We start from the raw sequence: 19,979 nt of genomic DNA on the forward strand, positions 1-19,979 counted from the left end.
GCGAACCAGGCACAAAAGTCATCGTCGAAAATGTCGGAACATCAAGCGATGTCATCTTAAACTTCACCATCCCAAAAGGTGATAAAGGAGAGCAAGGACAAGCCGCAACAATTACCATCGGCACCATCACAACTGGTGAGCCTGAAACAGATGCTATTGTTACAAATGTAGGTGATGAAAATAATGCACACCTCAATATCACCATACCTAAAGGGCAAAAGGGTGCAGATGGGATCAACCCAACACTTTCTATCGGAACCATCACCACACTCGACCCAGATCAACAAGCAAAAGCTGAAATTATACCAGGTGAAAATGGTAATAATATTTTAAATCTTGGTTTAGTTAAAGGTGATAAAGGGGATCAGGGGCAATCCAATGTGACACCATTAACATTAAATCCCGGGTATAGTATTACTTATCAAAAACAAAATCCCTCAACGGGTCAATATGAAAGTGTAAACTCTATCAACCTTACAGACGGCGGTAATTATATTATCGGGGGTTCTTTAATACTAGGATCATATTATGGGGTAGTGGATGCCAAACCTAATACATCCTATCAGAGTGAGCGGTGGTTATACGGTAGTCTAAGAGTAACTACTAATGCTAACAATACAGGATTTACTGTTGAATATATTAGTCCTAGTATTAGTCAGCCTTATCAGTATTATGTTATTGAAAACTTAGGTGTATGTATAGAGGTAGGCAAAAAATACGATGTAGGGTCGATTTTAAGCATGTTTACAGGCGGCGGTTTTCGTTACAGTTTATGCCTATCAAATAACAAATTCATCTATAATTTATTTTCAGCAGAAAATAACTAATAATACAAGTAATAAATATTTAGCACATATCCAACTAGAGGATACTAAGGTGTGTGATTTGTTTAATACTGCGGATGGTAAGCATTTCACTCATATTTTTAGCGTTGGTTGTTGCTGATCTTATTGTAAGTATAAACGTAATTCAGATTTATAGTAAAAATAATCAGGCATAAAACGGGGCGCGTGAGCGTCTTTTTTTATGCCTTTTTTTAAGGAGGAAGAGAGATGGATAGTGATTTAATGATGCAGTGTTTTCAATATTTACTGGGTGTTATTCCAGGGGATATTGCAGGGAACATGATTGCTGTGGTGACAACAATTGTGACCATTTGTACGTTGATTGTGCGATTTTGGAAAATGCCAGCCACGACCAGCAAGGGGTATAAACTGTGGAAGGTCATTCACACTTTGGCGTCTTTTAAAACGCCATCGGTTTCAAAAACGGAGAACAAGGATGGTCAAAAGATTAATTAGTTCGATGAAAACACACGATCATTGGTTTGCCGAGTGGTGGAGCTCTATTTTACTGATGATTGTTGGGATGTATGGATTGTGTGTCCCCAATAGTCTGATTATTCACCAATCTTTTATTAATGGTTTTTTGAAAGTGTTGCCCTTTGATGTATGGCAATGGTTGTTTATCGGGTTTGGTTTGTTTCAATTTACCGCTTTGCGTTGTGAAAGCATGATCGGCAGAGGGGTTGCTGCATTCTTTGCATCCTCATTATTAATTTGGGGGACATTAAATGTTGCCTTCTATGGTCGGTGCCATTTCAGCTTGGTCGCATGGGGGATATTTGCTGTGATTAATCTCTACGCTTTGGCTCGGATTATGACGCGCGTGGAGAAAAGATATGAACTTCTTTGAAATCCTGCGCTGGTGGTGGGAAAGCAATGCCGAATGGATCAAAATCCACGATCCTTGGGTTATTCCGGTCATGGCTGTATCTATCCCCTTATCACTCGTTATCCGCGCAATCTGTGCACTTATTAAAGTCTGGCGGGGAAAGTAATCTTTTTATTTCAGTGAAATTGTTTGAAATTAGGATTGATATTGATGGAATATTTTTTAGTAAAGCCCATTTGCTCGCCACCTCCTTTGTCTGCTTTTACAGATGGAGCCCGCACAAGACCAACAGAAAAAGAAATGGCGCGTCGTAGGAATGAGCTAAAGATTATTGTTACGACAGGGTTGGGTAGTGATGTTGATCGTTATGCTTCTCAATCACCGACGTTAGTAAAACAAATAACCAAATTAAAGCATAAAGATTGGAAAATTGTATGGGGGTCTGCTGGCGGTGGGACGACAACGCAATATCAATTTAAAGATGTACAAGATGATAGAATTACCATTGATTCACAATTTAAAACAAGTAGACCACAAGATATTGCGTATGTAACATCGTCGCTTGCGCATGAGGTTGCTCATGCTTTTTTTTATAAAATACCTAATTTATCTTCTTTTGATAAATGTAGGGAAAGTTTGATGGTTGGTGGGGGCAGTGAAGCAGATGCGCTTTTAAATCAAATAAAAGTTCGGCAGGAGATTTTGCAAGCAGTATGTATTGATATTTTTGAGGAAGGAAACGAATATCCTTGGATGAAAAAAGATTTTGTTGACATTTATAATCAGGGGCTCAGAATGAATGATATGAAAACAGCAAAAAGAACAATTGCTCAGTTATATTCTAAACAAAGAACAAGTAATACTAAACAAACATATGAGGAATATTATGATGAAAACTGTAAACAAAGGGTTAAGGAATAAGTTTGTTTACCTATTTATTATAATGTTAGGGTTTATTTTTTTATTGCCTTCTTATGCAAAAACCTCCATTCAATCAATGCCTTTATATAAAGAAGCTGTGCCAGAAGATACTGTAAAGCAATATCCAGTTTTACCTTATAAGTTTATAGATTTAATTAAAGTTGTTCCAAAACCCTTGCCAGCCTCTTTGAATAAGTTTCAAATCATATTTAACAATCAATTACATATAACGGAGAGACAGGAAAATTATGTCAGATACATGGCAGGTCCATTTAGAACCTTAGATGGTATTGTTATTGAAAAAGTGGGAATTAAGAAAGGAGCAAAAATTAATGGTCAGGTAAGTGCTTTTGGAATACATTTGGATCCAAAACAATGTGTAAATACTAAATTATTAAAAAAAGAATTTGGTTTTTTAATTCCTAGATTACTTTCTATTCATCCAGTTCCAAATGCCCCAATAGCTTTTTATACCACGGATGTGAATGGAAAATTTATCATGGGATCAACTATGGATTATCCAGATTGCGCTACAGATATAGGTTTAGAAGCATTCTATGATGATGAAGAAAAGCAAGAATGGATACAATATGTTCGTGAACAGGCTCCTCATTTACAAGAAAGAGCACGACAAAGAGAGCTAGAAGGGAAATAAGAATAGAGAGGTTAATGAAATGAAAGGTGCCAGAGATATATTGGTTGGTTTGATGTGCATGTCAGGGATGGTTTTCGCATTACCTTCTTCTGCAAAAAACCTCCATTCAACCAATGATTTTATATAAAGAAGCTGTGCCAGAAGACACTTTAAAACAATATCCAGTTTTACCTTATAAATTTATTGATTTAATCCATATCATTGCCAAATCTTCGCCCACTTCTTTTGATAAATTACAGAAAGTCTTTGATAAGGAATTTACGATTAAAGAAAAGAGCAACGACCTATCACTTTATCAGGTTAAAAATGTTGTTACGAAAGACGGTGTTATTGAAAAAAAATACCAATTAAAATAAACGATAATCATTTAGTGTCTTATCAGATTGAACATCTGATTACGTAAGATGGCGTGATTATTAAGTCAGTAGAAATTGTATAAAGGTTAAAAAATAAAAATATTATACAAGGTGTGTATGTTGATCTTGATCAAAAACAATGTGTTAATGCAAAACTGTTAAAAGACGAGTTTGCTTTAACCATTCCATTAAAATCTGACACCACATTAAGTTTTCAGCAGCAGATACAAAGAGAGATTTTTTCTATTAGATAATATGAAGCATATAGGATCTGCAACCAGAATTGGTATTCGTTATATTTATGATAAAAAGAGAAAAAAGAGTGGAGAGATTTTGTTCATAAGAGCGCGCCTTAAATAAGGGAACAATAGTATAAAGGGAAAGTGGGAATATTGCGGACAATAGGATACCAAGTATCAGAGACATTTGAGTAATTTGGTGTTTATGTCATGGATATTCGTTATATGTTTTTTCTAAGCTTGAGATTGATTACTATTCATGCTGATATTCAGATCGGCTGAGTAAATTAACGATTATTACCAATGAGTTGTAATAAAAACCCAGTCGGTCATTTTGAATAAAAAGATACTCACATATTGTTGAGTATCTTTTTATTCACATTGTAAGACCTTGCCAAATATATTCATTCATTTGTGCAACTTATTATGATTTCACATCAATAAATAAATGTATGAACTTGAGCGCTATTGCTGCGCTTCAAAAGTAAATTATTTATCATTAATAAAAAGAATATTCATATGACCCAAAAGAAAAGTAAATCTGCTCAAGTCAAGTCAAGTCAAGGCTAAGGCACCGAAAGATAATGAGTTTCCAGCCTTAAAGACCCTCACTCACGAAGAGATCTATAATTTAATTGCCAAATTTATGCGTAAAGCTATTCCTATCAAGGGCGCTCGGCTATCGATCATTAATGATTCACAAAACCGAACATCAACACCTAAATCGCCTTATATTACTTTACAAATTACTGAGAGGAAAAGATTATCTACTCCTGAAACTCGTTATACAGATCAATATAAAATCACATGGTGTCGGTCACAAGTTTCAGTTCATATCTTATTTGTTGGCAGTTTAAAAATCCCCGCTTTGGAAATGGCACATGCTTTTGATATGCGGTTTAACGATGCGTGGGCGAGTGAACAGTTCGAGCAATATAGTGATATTTTGTTCCCATTATATAGTGATGATGTAAGCTCTGCGGGTCAAATGATAAATGCCGAAGATCAAATCGATGTTGCTTACTCAGTTAATGCTTATTTTGAATATCACCCAGAAACGGGGATTTGTGCAAATAGTGCCAAAGAAATAGTCTTGGATATGGGTATCGTTGAGTCATGATGGGCATTATAATTAACTATTATGAAATAATTTCAAAGAGTAGTTGATTAGGGTTCAACCTTAGCCAATATTGGTATTATTGATAAAATTACCCGATTGGCAACCCCTAAACCGAGAAATGATTACACATTTTATCAGGGCAGACCAATTACCTATCCGAAAACCAACTCTACCAGCATTTATTATTGGCTTCTAATGCACCTGAAACCTCTACAGAAAGTGATGAGGACGATGAACAATCGAAAACAATAAGAGATTGTGTGTGGGATTGTTTTCTTAACAGTTAGGGTTGAATGTAACGGTGGGAGTTGCAGGTGGCGCAGGAGCTGTTGATTCTATGATCCCTAAATCATTGGTAAGGGATACGGCTAAATCTGCAAAAGCAGGAAAGTTTGTACCTATTGCAAAAGGCGCATTGGGTTCCTATAGTAGAATAACAAGTATTCCATCCATTATTCAAATGAGAAGTCAAGAAAAAGGGAGTATTTGGAACAATAAATTGATTAATAATAAGTTTATGCAAGGTGATAAACAAAAATTAACGCGCAGACCTGTTATTAGTCCAAAACGAATATTCACCGAAAAAAGATTAATAGATAAAGTCAGTAGAGAAGCAGGAACAAGAGGGTTGTTGAGATTTGCTGGGCGCTGGATCCCTTGGTTTGGTTGGGGGTTGCTTGCACTGGATGTTGCAATGATTAGCAAATGCTCTTACGATTGTTATAACAGCGAGGATAACCCACCAATCGCTTAAGGGGAATATGATGATGGATAATAAACGCAAAGAAATGCTACAAATTCTGTATGATTTTTATGGATTACCCCCCAAAAATGCTATCCAGAGGTTACCCTAAATCATACTTGTGCTATTTATGGTGATGATGTAACGTTTCTTATCCTAGAATATGAAAAATTTTTGGGAGCACCACAATGGAGTTTGGATACAAGATTTCCTGATGGCATTTATTTTGATCCAGAGGTTGATCCTATTTGGAAGCAGATTTTGTGTGCTTTGCTTCTTCCCTTATTAGGTGTTTTACTTTTATCTGAACTCTTAAAAAAATGTATCTATAAAATTTTAAAGATAGAAATAATAGAAGAGCCATCTTCTAACGATAACGGCAAGCCATCCCTGACAGCCATTTAGTTTGTCAATATGATAATCGATCTTTGGGAAGAATATCAAGCTGAACAGAATAATCATGGTTAATTATTGATCAAATTTCAATTTTACTAATTTTCAAAGTCATTCTTAACGAATGGCTTTTTTTAATGTCTCAAATTACTATTAAAGGAAACAAAACATGGCGAAAGTCACAGGAGGAATTTATATTCCTCATTTAAAAAATGAAATTATTCAACCTGCTTTGGATTATTTAGGTCTGGGTGGCGCACGCGCCATTAACCAAGTTACAGGCACTTTTCTAGCAGAAGGTTATGCGGGGGGATTTACCTATTTAAAACAACTTGGCAAAGGTCCTGCGGTAGGTGCCATGCAAATGGAACCTTTTACCTATAATGATATTTGGAAGAACTTCTTATTGACTCCAAAACGTAATCATGTGGCCAATTTATTAAAAAATATTGCTGGCACATTTAATGCTGATAGTGCGGGTATTCCAAAGCCAAATACCCTAACAGGAGATATTTTTTTTGCAGCTGCAATGTGCCGTATATTTTATTTAAGAGTTCCAACAGCACTTCCTCTTGCGAATGATGCGAGCGGAATGGCACAATATCACAAGAAATATTATAATACATCCCTAGGTAAAGCTGTTTGGCAGGAGAATGTCGATCGTTTTCAACAAGCGATTGATGCGTAGTTCGAATATTAATAATCTTTCTGAGTAACTTTTTACTATAAGCGATTTTTACTGATTTATTTTTTATAACCAACATTACTTTTTAAAGACAAAATTATGAACAAATTATTATACACAAGTGCATTATGTGCATTTACTTTATTTTTAGGGTCAACAGCATCAAAAGCAATTGATTTCCCAGAACATTATCGCACACTAGATGTGCATCAAGAGTTCACCAAACAATCAACGGATTTCAAAGTTAAAAATGTGTTTCCGTTTTTTTTGCCAGATAATCTGCCTGGAGTTCCAGTATTTAAAGGAGCAAAGGGGCAATTTTCCACAACAGCCCAGGCCAATTTAGATCCTACTACTAATCAGGATATAACTTCTTCTGAAACTTTATTTGGTGTAGAGTATGTTACTGATCGTTGTCCAAAAGCAGGGCAGGAGGTCTATGCTATGGATCAAAGCTTCCCTGGTATTCATTACAGTTTAATTGGAAACATTGTTAAACAAACTCAGGGGAACAAAACACAAGTATCTAACATTGATTTTATGAATTCGTATGGTATTCCAATGAATATGGGGAAAAATGGATGTGGTGTTCTTTATTTTGATGGTAGTGATTTTCAAAATAAACCTTATGCTATGAAAGCAGATCTTCAACTTAAGTATACATTTCAACCTATTTCAATTGGATTAGATGGCGAATTTATTATTAGTGCTAATAATCAAGTTAAGCCTGCTTTGAATGCATATGTTGTTATTCCTGTAACTGCTGGCGAAGGTAAAGGTCAGGGTGTGATTAGACCTGGAACTGTTTTTGCTGTTAGTGGTAATATTTCTACTGCTGGGGTTGATTCAAAAGTGAAAGGAAATTGGTATGTGCGTTATATAACAGCTGTTTATAAAAATAATAGCTGTCAAATTGCATTTAAAAACCACTCTGCAACCAAATTTTTCTGGAATGACAACACTGGTATTGCTTTGGATGCTAATACTGGCACAAGTACAAGTCCAAACAATTCATCTGCCTTACAGACCACAGCAACGATTATTGCAGATTTTACAGTTGCAGGAAAAGATAGAGAAAGTATTATGAGGCAAGTAAACGGGAATCAGAATTTGCCTGTGCATGTAGAAGATGGTGATTGTGTGGTGCAAGCAGCGCTTCCTTATGGTGATAGTACATCTAATTCTGCTACTAATATGAACATGGAAAGCCAAACACAAGTTGTTTATATTCCAGATTAATGCAATTTAACTGAATTATAAAAAACCACTCCATTTGGGGTGGCTTTATTTTATTAGTAAGAGGGACACTATCGTTGGTATAATAATGAATTGGCTAATCGTAATCAAATGAGATTATAGTGGTATATGTGGTAACGGTACAAGTATAGCATATATAAAATCTTTAAGATTTTCTAATTTCTCAAACTGAATATTGTAAAAGTTGATACTTAACTTTAAACTGTTAAAAATCATATGGTGCCGGATGAGAGATTTGAACTCCCGACCTTCGGTTTACAAAACCGCTGCACTACCACTGTGCTAATCCGGCATCTTAGCGTTCAACGCTTGCTGAAATGTTCTATGCAATATTTTACGTTTGATTACAAGTAAAAAAATATAAAAGCACAATTTTTTTTTAGATTTTATATTAAACGATCGATAATTACCCTTTGCTGTTAGAATTTTTCACCTAGATACAGCTTTTATCTTGATCATTTACTCAAATAAACTTAAACTTAGTAATCAGGAGTTATAGCGACTCTTAGTTATTATAAATGAATACGACGTTCTTGGGGCGAGGTGAAACTCCTCACCGGCGGTGATGAAATAGCAATATTTCTAAGCCCGTGAGCGCTTATATCAGTGATGATATAAGGTCAAGCAGATTTCGGTGCAATTCCGAAGCCGACGGTCATAGTCCGGATGAGAAAGAACGTGCTGGGATTGTACATAGGAAACTATTGCGACAGCCTTGGCATATCTGCCCGCGTGCGTCCAGAGCAAAGGACTGATTTCGTAATGCAAGCACGCATTGTTTTAAAATTATCAGAAGAGGCTGACTTTTCTGAAAGAATTGTAAATGGGTTTCGTCGAGCCATTCACGAAGCTTTGCAATATGTAGGGCGTACTGCGCCCAATCCCCCTGTAGGCTGTGCTATTTTAGATGAACAAGGGAATATTCTAACCGTTGCCGCGCATCATCAAGCGGGTGCATTGCATGCCGAGGCTTTGGCCTTGCAACAATGCAAAGCCCTTGGTGTATGGGATAAAATTTGTGATGTGATTGTGACGTTAGAGCCTTGTAATCATACAGGGCGCACACCGCCTTGTTCCGAGGCCTTGTTAAAAACACCTGCAAAAAGAATATGGATCGGTGTCAAGGATCCAAATCCATATGTTGCTGGAGCAGGGCACGTAAGGTTACGTGAGGGTGGCAAAGAAGTTATTTTACTGGATGAACAATCTTCTGAAATCGCACAATATTGGCATCAACAATGTGTTGATTTGTTGGCACCCTTTACTAAATTTATGCTCGAACAAAAAAGCTGGCTTACCGTTAAACAAGCAATGAATATGGCGGGTTCAATGGTTCCTCCCAAAGGGCAAAAAACCTTTACATCGCAAAAATCATTAACCTTGGCGCATCAGCTGCGTCGTGGAACAGAGGCAATTATTACCGGCGTGAATACGATTAAAATGGATATTCCTTCATTTACCGTTCGCCATGTGCCCGATCACCCAGATGTAACCCGTTTATTAGTGATTTGCAGCCAAGCCAAAGAAAAATTAGAAGATGCTTTGTCTGAACATTATATAGAACAAGCAAAAGCCAATGGTTTTTCTTTGTTACTTTGTAATGATTTGGAACGATTACCAGAACTTCTTTATGCACACAAAGTTATGTGGGCAATGGTAGAGGCCGGTCCTGTATTATTACAAGAATTTCGTCAACGTCAATTATGGGATGAATGGTTGACCATTCGTCAACAAGTCCAAGGTGAAGACAACGTGAATATTATTTCTAAACATCGTGCATCTCCAACGCGTCAGCTCTTATCTGATGCTCACTTTCATGTTGAAAAGGAAGATTTATGTTCTCTGGTATCATAGAATCTTTGGGAACCATTCTTACTGTTAACCATGAACCCAATGCGATGGTAATTGAGGTTGAAACTGGTATTTCTGATCTTTCCATGGGGGAAAGTGTTGCGGTGAATGGCGTTTGTTTGACCGTTGTACAATATGATGCCCAAGGGAAAGCTTCATTTTTTATTAGTTCAGAAACGCTGAATAGAACCAATCTGAATACATTACATGTTAATAAACGGGTTAATTTAGAGCGTGCGGTAATGCCTTCAACTCGTTTGTCTGGACATATTGTCCAAGGGCATGTGGATGCAACAGGCAGATTTATCAATGCAGAACAAAGTGGTGATGCACGCAAAGTATTTTTTGCATTCCCTGCATCATTAAGAAAATATGTTGTTGAAAAAGGCTCTATTGCGATTGATGGCACCAGCTTGACCCTCAATGGCGTTGGTGAAATTGGTAGGGATGGTGCCAGTTCAGATGAATTTATTATTCATATTATGATTATTCCGCATACTTGGGAGCATACGACCTTGGGGCATTTATCCCCAGATGATATGGTGAATGTGGAAGTGGATATTATTGCAAAGTATGTGGAGAATTTATGTTTAGTCCAGAAATGATCAAGACGTTAAGTCCTGAGTTAAAACTTGCTATTGATACATTACGTGCTGGTAAAATGGTATTAATGGTGGATGATGAAGGTCGTGAAAACGAAGGTGATTTGGTTGCTGCGGGTGAGTTCGTAACGCCTGAAATTATTAATTTCATGATTACGCATGCTCGTGGAATCTTATGTATGCCGATGTTGGCTGAGAAAGCGCAACAATTAAACCTGTATCAAATGGCACAATATAACACGTCCCCTCATGAAACGGCATTTACCATTTCGATTGAAGCCAAAGAAGGCATTACCACGGGTGTTTCTGCTGATGATCGTGCGAAAACATTTGAAGTTGTGATGAAAGATGATGTCACTGCCAATGATATTGTTCGTCCTGGTCATATGTTTCCTTTGGTTGCAGACGCAAACGGGGTTTTGGCCAGAGATGGTCATACCGAGGGTTCCATTGATTTGATCAAAATGGCTGGGCTGAAGCCTATTGCTGCAATTTGTGAAGTTTTAAACGAAGACGGCACAATGGCCAGAATGCCAGAGCTAAAAAAATTCGCAGAGCAACATCAAATCCCATTGGTGACGGTATCTTCTATTGTTGAATGGCGTAAACAATATGATGCAGCGCCTGTCGATCCGTTGGTTTCTTTGGTTAGAGCAGGAGAAATTGCCAAATTACCGAACTATTACGGTGGGGAAGATTTTACGGTTCAATCTTTTGTTGATTTAAAAGGCAATGAACATTTAGCCATCATGAAAGGTGATTTTTCTTCTGTTGATGGAAAAACACCGTTGGTTCGTTTGCATTCTGAATGTTTGACTGGCGATGTATTGGGATCATTGCGTTGCGATTGTGGTCCTCAGTTACACAAAGCTATGAAAATAATTGGTGAATCCGACAGAGGGGTTGTGATTTATTTGCGCGGTCATGAAGGGCGTGGCATTGGTTTATTCAATAAAATCTCTGCCTATGCGCTACAAGATCAAGGCTTAGATACTGTAGAGGCCAACCATCGTTTAGGGTTTGCAGCAGACATGCGCGATTGGAAAGTCGCAGGCGCAATTTTGGAAAAACTCAACATTCATCAACTTGACTTATTAACCAATAATATGGACAAGGTCGAAATGATTGAAAAACAAGGTTTTGCTGTGAAAAATCGGGTTGCTATTGAAATTGAAGCTAATCCTCATAATGCATCTTATTTAAAAACCAAAAGAGATCGTATGGGACATGCGTTATCTTCTGAAAAAATTGATCAATAATTTTAATTTTGCGTATTGAAAGTATTTAATAATGATTAAGCAAGCTCCGCAATCGTTGACAGAGTTTCAATTTAAGAAAATGCCACGAATTGCTATTGTGGTCAGTCGCTTCAATGAAAAAGTAACGGGTGGTTTGGCTAAGGGTGCGCAGGAATGGTTGGCTGAACATCATATTCCGTTTAATGCAGAAGAAGATTTAATGTATGCTCCTGGTGCGTTTGAATTGCCATTAATTGCACAATCTTTGGCGAAAAGCGGTAAATATGACGGCGTCGTGTGTTTAGGATGCGTGATTAAAGGTGATACCGCACATTTCGAATTTATCAGCCTTGGGGCAACGATTGGAATTATGCAAGCCTCTTTAACAACTGAAACACCCATCAGTTTTGGTATCCTCACGACGTATACTGGCGAACAAGCTGAAATTCGTTCAGAGGAAAATAAAGAGAATAAAGGCCGTGAAGCGGTTGCAGCCTGTATCGAAAGTTTGGCTTTGATACAAAATATCTAACAGATTACATATATTATTTAAAAAGCGGTCAGATCCTTCAAAGGGGTCTGGCCGTTTTTTTTGTTTTTAAGGCAATATTTACTGCTCTAAAATAACTTTTGCGTGGTTGCCTGTATTCTGATCGACTGTTGCTGCGATGAGTTGAACTATTTCAAGTAGTTGAGATTGGGTTAATCCAGCGTTTAATCCAATTTGATAGTGGGCTTTTAATTGCGAGTCAGCACCTTTAATAACGGATAACGCTGCAATCGTAGCAATTTCTCGGTCTTGGTAACTTAATATGTCTCTTGCAAAAATATCGCCAAATAAATGTGCACGTAAATATTGATTTAAAGTGGGCGCAAAATCAAACAAAGGCCCTTCTACAACTTTTCCAGCAAGCTGTGTTTGAACTTTTGTGCCCAAAGCAAGCATATCTGTAGTATTAGAAATAGGGCTGGCATCTTTGCCAACTTCATCGTGGATATTTTGTGATTGACGTTCTTTGATGATTGTCATCAATGTTGAAACTGCATTAATTGCTCTGGGAAATCCTGCATAAGCATAAAGTTGGATTTGTATTTCTTTGATTTCGTTGATTGTCAATCCAGCATCTAATCCTTTATGAATAGCAAGAGACAATCTTTGTAAATCACCATCGGCAGTAAAAGCTGCGATTGGAATCATGTTTTGTTGTTTCAAGGTAAGTTGTGTCATTGTTTTCCCCATTGCTGCTTGGTTATAAAAGAAAAAAATAAAAACGGTAAAGCAATATACAATTCTCATGATTACTGAATAGTATATCCCCCATCAACAGAGATCGATTGTCCAATGACAAAGCTGGATGCTGGGCTGCATAACCATAAAACAGCATCAGCAATCTCTGATCCTTTACCTAATCGCCCAATAGGTTGTAAACGTGCCAAATCTTCACGGAATAAATCACCCGTTTTAAACATTTTTTCAACCATTGGGGTATCAATTGTTCCAGGGCAGACGGCATTAATACGAATATTTTGAGTGGCGTATTCCAGTGCTGCACTTTTCGTCAGTCCCAGAACACCATGTTTGGCAGCATGATAGGCTGCACGATCAGCACCACCAACCAATCCACCTAAGGAAGAGCAATTAACTATAGCACCGCTTCCTTGTTCTCTCATGTGTAAGAGTTCATATTTCATATTTCATGCATAACCATACGCCTTTAAGATTAATATTCAGGGTGCGATCATATTCTTCTGTGGTTAAATCAGCAATATTCGTTGCTGGAGATTGAACGCCAGCATTGTTAAAAGCTGCATCTAAACGACCAAATTGGTTGATGATTTGATCGATCGTATTTTTTACATCACTTTCTTTGCTGACATCGCATGGAATAGCAATTGCTTTTCCCCCAAGATTATTTATTTCTGTAGCTGCCAGTTGGGCTTGTTTTTCATTATAATCAGCAATGATAACGGTGGCACCGTGATTAGCAAACGCTTTTGCAGTATCTAATCCCATTCCTTGTGCGCCATCTGTAACAAGGGCGATTTTATTTTTGAAATATATATACATAATATGCCTTTTATATCTAAAGAAATAATTCTTTTAATATAATGAAAAAACCAATAAACGATTAGGTATTAAAAACTTAATATATAAATGAAAAAAATTCACTATTATTGTGTCTTTTTATCTCAACATAACAGTTTTTACTTTTGTGTGTATATAAAGGTTGTTTTATTCTTTTTTTATTTCTATTTATGAACACATGGATATATTTTAGTCGTTTGCTAAAATCTTCTGTTTAGTGGTTTTTGATTGATTTGTTCTCGAGGTTAGAGGGGTTTATTACCAAATGATGTCCGCATTTATTGGGCGTGTGGTGGCGTTTTGTTCTCGCCATGCTTGGTTTGTGATTTTATTTTATATTGTTCTTGCAATAACCTCGTCTTGGGTCGCTTATCAAAACCTCGAGATCACAACAGATACCAGCAAAATGTTTTCCTCGAGCATGGATTGGAAGAAACGTTCCGATCAGATGAGCAAAGATTTCCCACAACGCGAATATTTGTTGGTGGCATTGTTTGAATCGAAGATCCCTGAGGAAAGTGAGCTGAGCGCACAAGCATTGGTTAACAAATTAAAGAATGACAAAAAACATTTTTATTTTGTTGAATCTTTGCAAAATGATCCTTTCTTGGTCAGAAATGGACTGCTCTTTTTGCCAACCCCTTTATTAGATACGACATTAAATAATATCATTCAGGCACAACCATTTTTAAGCAGCTTATCTGCTGATCCATCTGCCCGCGGGTTGTTTAATACGTTGGGTATGGTGACGTTGGGGGTCAAAGAAAAACAAATTGACCTTGCTAAATTTAATGATGCGCTGAATGGTTTTGCGAATATTTTAACTCAAAATGCAGAAGGGAAAATCCAACCGTTTTCTTGGGAAAAAAGCCTGTCTGGAGATTTATCGGATCTTGGGGGGAAATACCAACTGGTTGTGGCAAAGCCAAAAATGGATTTAAATTCCATTCGTCCCTCAGGTGTACCCTCTGACCTATTACGCGAAACGATGAATAATCTGCCATATGTCAAAAGTGGTGCGGTCAAAGTTTATTTAACTGGCGATGCTCAAATTAATGACGAGGAATTCTCGACCGTTCTGCATGGGATGATTATTGGATTATTTGTTTCTTTTGTGTTGGTTGCGGGCTGGTTATTTATGGCTGTTCGCACATGGCGTTTGATTTTACCGATTTTACTATTGCTCTTTATCGGGCTGGTATTAACAACGGGTTTTGCGTCAATAACGGTGGGAACGTTGAATCTGATTTCAATTTCCTTTGCGATTTTATTCGTCAGTATTGCCGTTGATTTTGGCATCCAATTTTGCGTTCGGTTTAGAGGGCAGGATTCAATCATTAACAAGAAAAAAGAAGATTTACTTTTTGCTTTGTCACATACTGGTTATGAAGCAGGACATCAAATCTTTACCGCAGCCGTTGCAGCAGCCGCTGGGTTTTTAGCTTTTACCCCGACTAATTTTATTGGTGTGAAGCAGTTGGGTTTAATTGCCGGTGGGGGAATGATTATTGCATTTATTTGTACGGTAACTTTTTTACCTGCTTTATTGGTTATTTTCCGTCCAAATATTGTGCAAAAAGAAGCCGGCTTCCCTTGGTTGAAATCTCTTGATAAGAAAATGCGCCAGCATCGTTATATCATTATTAGTTTGTATGGCGTGTTGGGGGCTATTGGTATTTTTTTGCTTGCAGATCAAAAGGTTGTTTTCGATGCAGATCCGTTTCATACCAAAGACCCCCATTCCGAAGGGATGATGGCGTTGAAAAAAATGATGGGGGATCCCAATACGTCGCCTTATACAGCGGATATTATTGTAAATACACCTCAACAAGCTGAGGAATTGGCTGATAAATTAAAAAAACTCCCTGCGGTAAAAAGCGTTGTTTGGTTGAATTCCTTTATTCCAGAAAAACAACAAGAAAAATTATTAATGCTAGATGATGCGGCTTCTATTTTATTACCAACATTATCTTTACAACATCCAAAAGACAAGCCAACGGCACAAGAGTTACGACAATCTGTGGTGAAAATGGTGCAAGGGCTTGGTTCTATTCAAAATTTAGTTCCTGCTGATAGCCCTTTGCGTCGTATGCAGGTGGCATTGCAAAAGATTGAAAAAATGCCAGATGATCAATTGATGGCAATTAACAATAATTTGGTTAAATTTTTACCGTATCAACTGGAACGATTAAAAACGATTTTGTCACCCACCGTTACAACAACTCAAGATATTCCAGCAGAGCTTGCTGAACAATATCGTACGAAAGATGGGCGATTAAGGGTCGAAGTTTATCCCAAAGGGGTTGATTTAACAACCGATCAGATTATTGATTTTGTCAAGCAGGTTCGCACGGTGGCACCAGAAGCAGCAGGAACGGTTGTTGATATTGTCGAAAGCGCTAATACAGTTGTTCATTCATTCATTGTAGCAGCTATTATGGCGATTGTTGTATTGGCGATTATTCTGTTTATTGCCTTACGACGTGTGTTGGATATGATATTGGTCATGATCCCCTTAATTTTATCAGCGTTAATGGCAATTATTGTCATTGTATTAATTGATCAATCATTGAATTTTGCCAATATTATTACGCTACCGCTCTTTTTGGGCGTAGGGGTTTCTTTTAATATTTATTTTGTGATGAATTGGCGCGAAGGGTTAAAAGAACCTTTATCTTCCCCTACAGCCAGAGCAGTTTTATTCTCTGCATTAACGACGGGAACAGCGTTTGGTGCTTTGGCAGCCTCTGCACATCCTGGAACGGCGAGTATGGGCGTGTTATTATTAATTTCGTTAGGTTGTACGCTAATGGTGACGTTGGGACTTGTTCCCGCCTTGTTGCCCAAACGTGATATTGACGAGCGATAAAAAGCGGGAGGATGGATGGCTTAGAAACAATTTTTGATAAATTGCTGAAAAGCCAATCCACGATGGCTGATTTTATTCTTTTCGCCTTCGCTCATTTCTGCAAAAGTAATAGAAAACCCTTTGGGTTGAAAAATTGGGTCATAGCCATGTCCGTTTTGACCTCTGGCTGGCCAAACAAAATCACCTTCAATTCGTCCTTCGAATTCACAGCTATACCCATCTGGAAAAGCTAAGCATAGCACAGAGATAAAATAACAAGAACGGTCAGAGAATGGTTGTAATTTATCATACATTGTGCGCATTGCCATGGCGTAATCTTTGTTTGGCCCAGCCCAACGTGCAGAGAATATTCCAGGATCGCCATTCAACGCCTGAATACAAAAGCCAGAATCATCAGCAAGGCTGGGTAGTTTTGAACCTTGTGTCGCAGCCAGCGCTTTGATTCGGGCATTTTCATGAAAACTTGAACCATTTTCTTCGGGTTCAGTTAAATTTAACTCTCCTGCAGAATAGGTTTTTATTTGGAACGGAGCCAGTAAACTGCTGATTTCTTGTGCTTTGCCAGAATTATGAGTGGCGACGACTAATTGGGAACCATGTTCGAGTTTACGATAGATTGTCATAAAAATATCTTCTTTGTTATATAAATAAAATAGACTTGATTGTTTTAGTATATTGGCATGGACTATTGGGTGCTATAAATATTTTATATGACTATGCGAATAATGACTAATTAGGTTTTTACTGTTTTTTGAGAAAGATATATGGAACTCTTACTGGATCCTTCGGCGTGGATGGGGCTCATTACCCTAATTGTTTTGGAAATTGTCCTTGGGATCGATAACCTCGTCTTCGTAGCGATTATTGCTGATAAACTCCCTTTTAATCAGCGTGATAAAGCCAGAATTATTGGGCTGGTTTTGGCGATGGTGACGCGTTTAGGGTTGTTATCCATTGTGTCATGGATCGTGACACTGACCAAACCATTGGTCAGTTATGGAGGATTCAGTCTTTCTGTTCGTGATTTGATTTTAATTGTTGGTGGTATTTTCTTGTTGTTCAAAGCTACGATGGAGTTGCATGAACGATTAGAAGGGCATGAACATCAAGATAATCAAGGCAAAGGCAATGCTAAATTCTGGGTGGTGATTGCCCAGATCATTGTATTAGATGCGGTCTTTTCACTAGATTCAGTGATTACTGCGGTTGGAATGGTCAATGAACTTGCGATCATGATGGCTGCAGTTATCATCTCGATGATAGTGATGATTTATGCCTCTAAATCTCTGACACGTTTTGTTATCGCCCATCCAACGGTGGTTGTGTTGTGCCTCAGCTTCTTGATGATGATTGGTGTCAGCTTGGTCGCTGATGGATTAGGGTTCCATATTCCCAAAGGATATATTTACGCTGCAATCAGCTTTTCCTTGCTTATTGAGTTCTTTAACCAAGTTGCTCGGCGCAATTTTCTTAAAAATCAATCTAAAAGACCGTTTAGAGATCGAACAGCTGAAAAAATCTTGGGGTTATTGGGGGGTAACGGTGCGCAACGAATGGAAGGCAATGTTGAAAAATCTTTGCAAGAAAGTTTTGCCGAAGAAGAACGTTATATGATTAATGGGGTGTTAACCTTGGCATCACGTTCTTTGCGCAGTATCATGACCCCTCGTATAGAAGTTTCTTGGATTGATTGTGAAGATTCTTTGGAAGAAATCAAAGATTTGATCATGGCCACACCGCATAATATCTTTCCAGTATGTCAAGGTGAGTTGGATAAAATCATTGGTGTGGTTAGAGCCAAAGATTTATTGATGGTTATTAATGATAATGGCAATGTTGCAGAATTTGCAGCACAACATCCGCCCATTATCGTGCCAGACATGATTGATGTGATTAACTTGCTGCCAATCCTAAAGAAAGCCAAAGGGCGTTTGGTTGTCATTACCAACGAATTCGATACGGTTCAAGGGATAGCAACCCCTGTTGATGTCTTGGAAGCGATTGCTGGGGAGTTTCCCGATGAAGATGAAACCTCAAAAATTGTGAAAGATGGCGATGGATGGCTTGTCAAAGGGGCGACCGATATTCATTCTGTGATGATGACCCTGAATTGTGATGCGTTTTTCGATCATGATGAAGAATATGTTTCCCTAGCAGGATTTCTTTTTGCTCATCATAAACGGATATTGAGTATTGGTGAAGTAATCGAAATTCAACAATTAAAGTTTGAAGTTTTGGAAGTCAAAGACTATCGTATTGAATTAGTACGAATTACAAAAATAACAGAAACAAATGAATAAGCGACGAGTTTGCTAACATGGGTATTTTGTAAAAAGGGATGGAAAAATGGGGTTAGATATCAATGCAGCCAATGCTGGAACATTTAAGATTGGTGGGGAAATTCCTGTTAATCGCATGGGTTTTGGCGCAATGCGTATTGTTGGACAAGGGGTTTGGGGAGAGCCTGAAGACCGCAATCAGGCAATCGCAACGTTAAAACGTACCGTTGAATTGGGAATTAATTTCATTGATACCGCCGATAGTTATGGTCCATTTATAAGTGAAGATTTAATTCGTGAAGCTTTATATCCTTATCCCCCAGAATTACTGATTGGAACAAAAGGGGGACATACTCGGCATGGCCCTGATATTTGGCGTCCGATTGGTAATCCCGATTATTTACGCCAATGTGTTCTGATGAGTTTACGTCGATTAAAGTTGGATCAGATTCGTTTTTGGCAATTACATCGTGTAGCAGAAGACACCCCCGTAGAAGTTCAATTTGAAGTTATTGCTAAGATGCAGCAAGAGGGACTGATTGGTCATGTTGGCTTGTCGGCGGTCAATATCAGTATGATTAAAAAGGCACAAGAATTTTTCGAAGTGGTCTCTGTGCAAAATAAATATAATCTGATTAACCGTGAATCAGAAAAAGTTTTACAATATTGCGAAGCACATAATATTGCCTTTATCCCTTATGCTCCTTTGGATCAAAAAGAATTCGAAGAAGGGATCGTATTAAAAGAAATCATGATGCATAAACAAGCCACGGCTCGTCAAATTGCATTGGCATGGTTGTTAAGACGTGCCGAGCAGATTATTCCTATTCCTGGAACGGGTAAAGTCAGCCATCTAGAAGAAAATACTGCAGCGGTGAATATAGAATTGTCCGACGTTGAATTTGCGCGTTTAGACCAAGAAGGCGCAGAAATGTGGGAAAAACGTAAAAATTCTGTAAAATTATACTTAGCAGAAGACTAAGTTTTTGATCTTCAACTTATTTGGCTTATT

23 protein-coding genes, 1 tRNA gene and 1 riboswitch are annotated in these 19,979 nt (G+C 37.8%); of the genes, 19 read left to right on the forward strand and 5 right to left on the reverse strand.

What is annotated here, in order from left to right:
• The 12 genes from PQG52_RS09290 to PQG52_RS09345 form a co-directional block, all read left to right on the forward strand.
• On the forward strand, nucleotides 1–827 hold an 827-nt coding region (locus PQG52_RS09290; RefSeq protein WP_271829178.1), incomplete at its 5' end, for a hypothetical protein.
• Between the two features lie 225 nt (nucleotides 828–1,052).
• Complete coding sequence (locus PQG52_RS09295) at nucleotides 1,053–1,301, forward strand: hypothetical protein (protein ID WP_271829179.1); 249 nt, start codon at nucleotides 1,053–1,055, stop codon at nucleotides 1,299–1,301.
• Nucleotides 1,282–1,695 (forward strand): hypothetical protein, encoded by a 414-nt coding sequence (locus tag PQG52_RS09300; protein ID WP_271829180.1) that lies wholly within the window; start codon nucleotides 1,282–1,284, stop codon nucleotides 1,693–1,695. Before PQG52_RS09295 ends, PQG52_RS09300 begins: the two co-directional genes overlap by 20 nt.
• The gene (locus PQG52_RS09305; protein WP_271790173.1) at nucleotides 1,682–1,840 is read left to right on the forward strand and encodes a hypothetical protein; all 159 of its coding nucleotides are present in this window, start codon (nucleotides 1,682–1,684) and stop codon (nucleotides 1,838–1,840) included. Before PQG52_RS09300 ends, PQG52_RS09305 begins: the two co-directional genes overlap by 14 nt.
• Nucleotides 1,841–1,884: 44 nt before the next feature.
• Entirely contained in the window at nucleotides 1,885–2,595 is a 711-nt protein-coding gene (locus PQG52_RS09310; RefSeq protein ID WP_271829181.1) for a hypothetical protein, read from the forward strand.
• The gene (locus PQG52_RS09315) at nucleotides 2,561–3,250 is read left to right on the forward strand and encodes a hypothetical protein (protein WP_271829183.1); all 690 of its coding nucleotides are present in this window, start codon (nucleotides 2,561–2,563) and stop codon (nucleotides 3,248–3,250) included. Before PQG52_RS09310 ends, PQG52_RS09315 begins: the two co-directional genes overlap by 35 nt.
• Nucleotides 3,251–3,384: 134 nt before the next feature.
• The gene (locus tag PQG52_RS09320) at nucleotides 3,385–3,606 is read left to right on the forward strand and encodes a hypothetical protein (RefSeq protein ID WP_271829184.1); all 222 of its coding nucleotides are present in this window, start codon (nucleotides 3,385–3,387) and stop codon (nucleotides 3,604–3,606) included.
• 780 nt (nucleotides 3,607–4,386) lie between these two features.
• Nucleotides 4,387–4,965 (forward strand): phage neck terminator protein, encoded by a 579-nt coding sequence (locus tag PQG52_RS09325; RefSeq protein WP_456304940.1) that lies wholly within the window; start codon nucleotides 4,387–4,389, stop codon nucleotides 4,963–4,965.
• A gap of 301 nt (nucleotides 4,966–5,266) precedes the next feature.
• Complete coding sequence (locus tag PQG52_RS09330; RefSeq protein WP_271829186.1) at nucleotides 5,267–5,719, forward strand: RING finger protein; 453 nt, start codon at nucleotides 5,267–5,269, stop codon at nucleotides 5,717–5,719.
• 183 nt (nucleotides 5,720–5,902) lie between these two features.
• The gene (locus PQG52_RS09335; protein ID WP_271829187.1) at nucleotides 5,903–6,112 is read left to right on the forward strand and encodes a hypothetical protein; all 210 of its coding nucleotides are present in this window, start codon (nucleotides 5,903–5,905) and stop codon (nucleotides 6,110–6,112) included.
• A 157-nt stretch (nucleotides 6,113–6,269) separates the two neighbouring features.
• The gene (locus PQG52_RS09340; protein WP_271829188.1) at nucleotides 6,270–6,788 is read left to right on the forward strand and encodes a hypothetical protein; all 519 of its coding nucleotides are present in this window, start codon (nucleotides 6,270–6,272) and stop codon (nucleotides 6,786–6,788) included.
• A 96-nt stretch (nucleotides 6,789–6,884) separates the two neighbouring features.
• Nucleotides 6,885–8,024 (forward strand): hypothetical protein, encoded by a 1,140-nt coding sequence (locus PQG52_RS09345; protein WP_271829189.1) that lies wholly within the window; start codon nucleotides 6,885–6,887, stop codon nucleotides 8,022–8,024.
• Between the two features lie 235 nt (nucleotides 8,025–8,259).
• Here the strand turns inward: PQG52_RS09345 and PQG52_RS09350 are convergent.
• Nucleotides 8,260–8,334: transfer RNA gene (locus PQG52_RS09350), tRNA-Thr, on the reverse strand.
• 233 nt (nucleotides 8,335–8,567) lie between these two features.
• A riboswitch (FMN riboswitch) is annotated at nucleotides 8,568–8,724 on the forward strand.
• Here PQG52_RS09350 and ribD point away from each other — a divergent pair.
• From ribD to ribH, 4 genes are all read left to right on the forward strand, one after another.
• The gene (gene ribD, locus PQG52_RS09355; protein ID WP_271829190.1) at nucleotides 8,721–9,896 is read left to right on the forward strand and encodes a bifunctional diaminohydroxyphosphoribosylaminopyrimidine deaminase/5-amino-6-(5-phosphoribosylamino)uracil reductase RibD; all 1,176 of its coding nucleotides are present in this window, start codon (nucleotides 8,721–8,723) and stop codon (nucleotides 9,894–9,896) included. (Overlaps the previous riboswitch by 4 nt.)
• Nucleotides 9,878–10,498 carry a riboflavin synthase gene (locus tag PQG52_RS09360; protein WP_271829191.1) on the forward strand — a complete coding sequence of 207 codons (621 nt, stop codon included), beginning with the start codon at nucleotides 9,878–9,880 and terminating at the stop codon, nucleotides 10,496–10,498. Before ribD ends, PQG52_RS09360 begins: the two co-directional genes overlap by 19 nt.
• Nucleotides 10,480–11,754 carry a GTP cyclohydrolase II gene (gene ribA, locus PQG52_RS09365; protein WP_271829192.1) on the forward strand — a complete coding sequence of 425 codons (1,275 nt, stop codon included), beginning with the start codon at nucleotides 10,480–10,482 and terminating at the stop codon, nucleotides 11,752–11,754. The genes PQG52_RS09360 and ribA overlap by 19 nt, the downstream gene beginning before the upstream one ends.
• A gap of 31 nt (nucleotides 11,755–11,785) precedes the next feature.
• The gene (gene ribH / locus PQG52_RS09370; RefSeq protein WP_271790160.1) at nucleotides 11,786–12,265 is read left to right on the forward strand and encodes a 6,7-dimethyl-8-ribityllumazine synthase; all 480 of its coding nucleotides are present in this window, start codon (nucleotides 11,786–11,788) and stop codon (nucleotides 12,263–12,265) included.
• Nucleotides 12,266–12,343: 78 nt separating this feature from the next.
• Here ribH and PQG52_RS09375 read toward each other — a convergent pair whose 3' ends face one another.
• From PQG52_RS09375 to PQG52_RS09385, 3 genes are all read right to left on the reverse strand, one after another.
• Nucleotides 12,344–12,961 (reverse strand): carboxymuconolactone decarboxylase family protein, encoded by a 618-nt coding sequence (locus PQG52_RS09375; RefSeq protein WP_271829194.1) that lies wholly within the window; start codon nucleotides 12,959–12,961, stop codon nucleotides 12,344–12,346.
• Between the two features lie 71 nt (nucleotides 12,962–13,032).
• Nucleotides 13,033–13,404: an SDR family NAD(P)-dependent oxidoreductase gene (locus PQG52_RS09380; protein ID WP_271829195.1), complete on the reverse strand. Its 372-nt coding sequence runs from the start codon at nucleotides 13,402–13,404 to the stop codon at nucleotides 13,033–13,035.
• Nucleotides 13,405–13,414: 10 nt separating this feature from the next.
• Nucleotides 13,415–13,801 carry an SDR family NAD(P)-dependent oxidoreductase gene (locus PQG52_RS09385; RefSeq protein WP_271829197.1) on the reverse strand — a complete coding sequence of 129 codons (387 nt, stop codon included), beginning with the start codon at nucleotides 13,799–13,801 and terminating at the stop codon, nucleotides 13,415–13,417.
• A gap of 283 nt (nucleotides 13,802–14,084) precedes the next feature.
• Here PQG52_RS09385 and PQG52_RS09390 point away from each other — a divergent pair, with 283 nt between their 5' ends.
• Entirely contained in the window at nucleotides 14,085–16,688 is a 2,604-nt protein-coding gene (locus tag PQG52_RS09390) for an MMPL family transporter (RefSeq protein ID WP_271829198.1), read from the forward strand.
• Between the two features lie 20 nt (nucleotides 16,689–16,708).
• Here PQG52_RS09390 and rdgB read toward each other — a convergent pair whose 3' ends face one another.
• Nucleotides 16,709–17,311: an RdgB/HAM1 family non-canonical purine NTP pyrophosphatase gene (gene rdgB / locus PQG52_RS09395; protein ID WP_271829199.1), complete on the reverse strand. Its 603-nt coding sequence runs from the start codon at nucleotides 17,309–17,311 to the stop codon at nucleotides 16,709–16,711.
• 141 nt (nucleotides 17,312–17,452) lie between these two features.
• Here rdgB and PQG52_RS09400 point away from each other — a divergent pair, with 141 nt between their 5' ends.
• Together PQG52_RS09400 and PQG52_RS09405 are read left to right on the forward strand one after the other, a co-directional pair.
• Nucleotides 17,453–18,988, forward strand: coding sequence for a TerC family protein (locus tag PQG52_RS09400; RefSeq protein ID WP_271829201.1), 1,536 nt, complete (start codon nucleotides 17,453–17,455; stop codon nucleotides 18,986–18,988).
• Between the two features lie 46 nt (nucleotides 18,989–19,034).
• Complete coding sequence (locus PQG52_RS09405; RefSeq protein WP_271829203.1) at nucleotides 19,035–19,949, forward strand: aldo/keto reductase; 915 nt, start codon at nucleotides 19,035–19,037, stop codon at nucleotides 19,947–19,949.
• The last annotated feature ends 30 nt before the right edge of the window (nucleotides 19,950–19,979 follow it).

It is taken from the genome of Commensalibacter communis (assembly GCF_947179105.1).
GTDB lineage: Bacteria > Pseudomonadota > Alphaproteobacteria > Acetobacterales > Acetobacteraceae > Commensalibacter > Commensalibacter communis.

Bases quoted from the DNA above. Each gene is read 5' to 3' on its own strand.
- PQG52_RS09295 (WP_271829179.1), top strand. From the start codon at position 1,053: ATGGATAGTGATTTAATGATGCAGTGTTTTCAATATTTACTGGGTGTT.
- PQG52_RS09300 (WP_271829180.1), top strand. From the start codon at position 1,282: ATGGTCAAAAGATTAATTAGTTCGATGAAAACACACGATCATTGGTTT.
- PQG52_RS09305 (WP_271790173.1), top strand. From the start codon at position 1,682: ATGAACTTCTTTGAAATCCTGCGCTGGTGGTGGGAAAGCAATGCCGAA.
- PQG52_RS09310 (WP_271829181.1), top strand. From the start codon at position 1,885: ATGGAATATTTTTTAGTAAAGCCCATTTGCTCGCCACCTCCTTTGTCT.
- PQG52_RS09315 (WP_271829183.1), top strand. From the start codon at position 2,561: ATGATGAAAACTGTAAACAAAGGGTTAAGGAATAAGTTTGTTTACCTA.
- PQG52_RS09340 (WP_271829188.1), top strand. From the start codon at position 6,270: ATGGCGAAAGTCACAGGAGGAATTTATATTCCTCATTTAAAAAATGAA.
- PQG52_RS09345 (WP_271829189.1), top strand. From the start codon at position 6,885: ATGAACAAATTATTATACACAAGTGCATTATGTGCATTTACTTTATTT.
- PQG52_RS09360 (WP_271829191.1), top strand. From the start codon at position 9,878: ATGTTCTCTGGTATCATAGAATCTTTGGGAACCATTCTTACTGTTAAC.
- ribA (WP_271829192.1), top strand. From the start codon at position 10,480: ATGTTTAGTCCAGAAATGATCAAGACGTTAAGTCCTGAGTTAAAACTT.
- ribH (WP_271790160.1), top strand. From the start codon at position 11,786: ATGATTAAGCAAGCTCCGCAATCGTTGACAGAGTTTCAATTTAAGAAA.
- PQG52_RS09375 (WP_271829194.1), bottom strand. From the start codon at position 12,961: ATGACACAACTTACCTTGAAACAACAAAACATGATTCCAATCGCAGCT.
- PQG52_RS09380 (WP_271829195.1), bottom strand. From the start codon at position 13,404: ATGAGAGAACAAGGAAGCGGTGCTATAGTTAATTGCTCTTCCTTAGGT.
- PQG52_RS09385 (WP_271829197.1), bottom strand. From the start codon at position 13,801: ATGTATATATATTTCAAAAATAAAATCGCCCTTGTTACAGATGGCGCA.
- PQG52_RS09390 (WP_271829198.1), top strand. From the start codon at position 14,085: ATGATGTCCGCATTTATTGGGCGTGTGGTGGCGTTTTGTTCTCGCCAT.
- rdgB (WP_271829199.1), bottom strand. From the start codon at position 17,311: ATGACAATCTATCGTAAACTCGAACATGGTTCCCAATTAGTCGTCGCC.
- PQG52_RS09400 (WP_271829201.1), top strand. From the start codon at position 17,453: ATGGAACTCTTACTGGATCCTTCGGCGTGGATGGGGCTCATTACCCTA.
- PQG52_RS09405 (WP_271829203.1), top strand. From the start codon at position 19,035: ATGGGGTTAGATATCAATGCAGCCAATGCTGGAACATTTAAGATTGGT.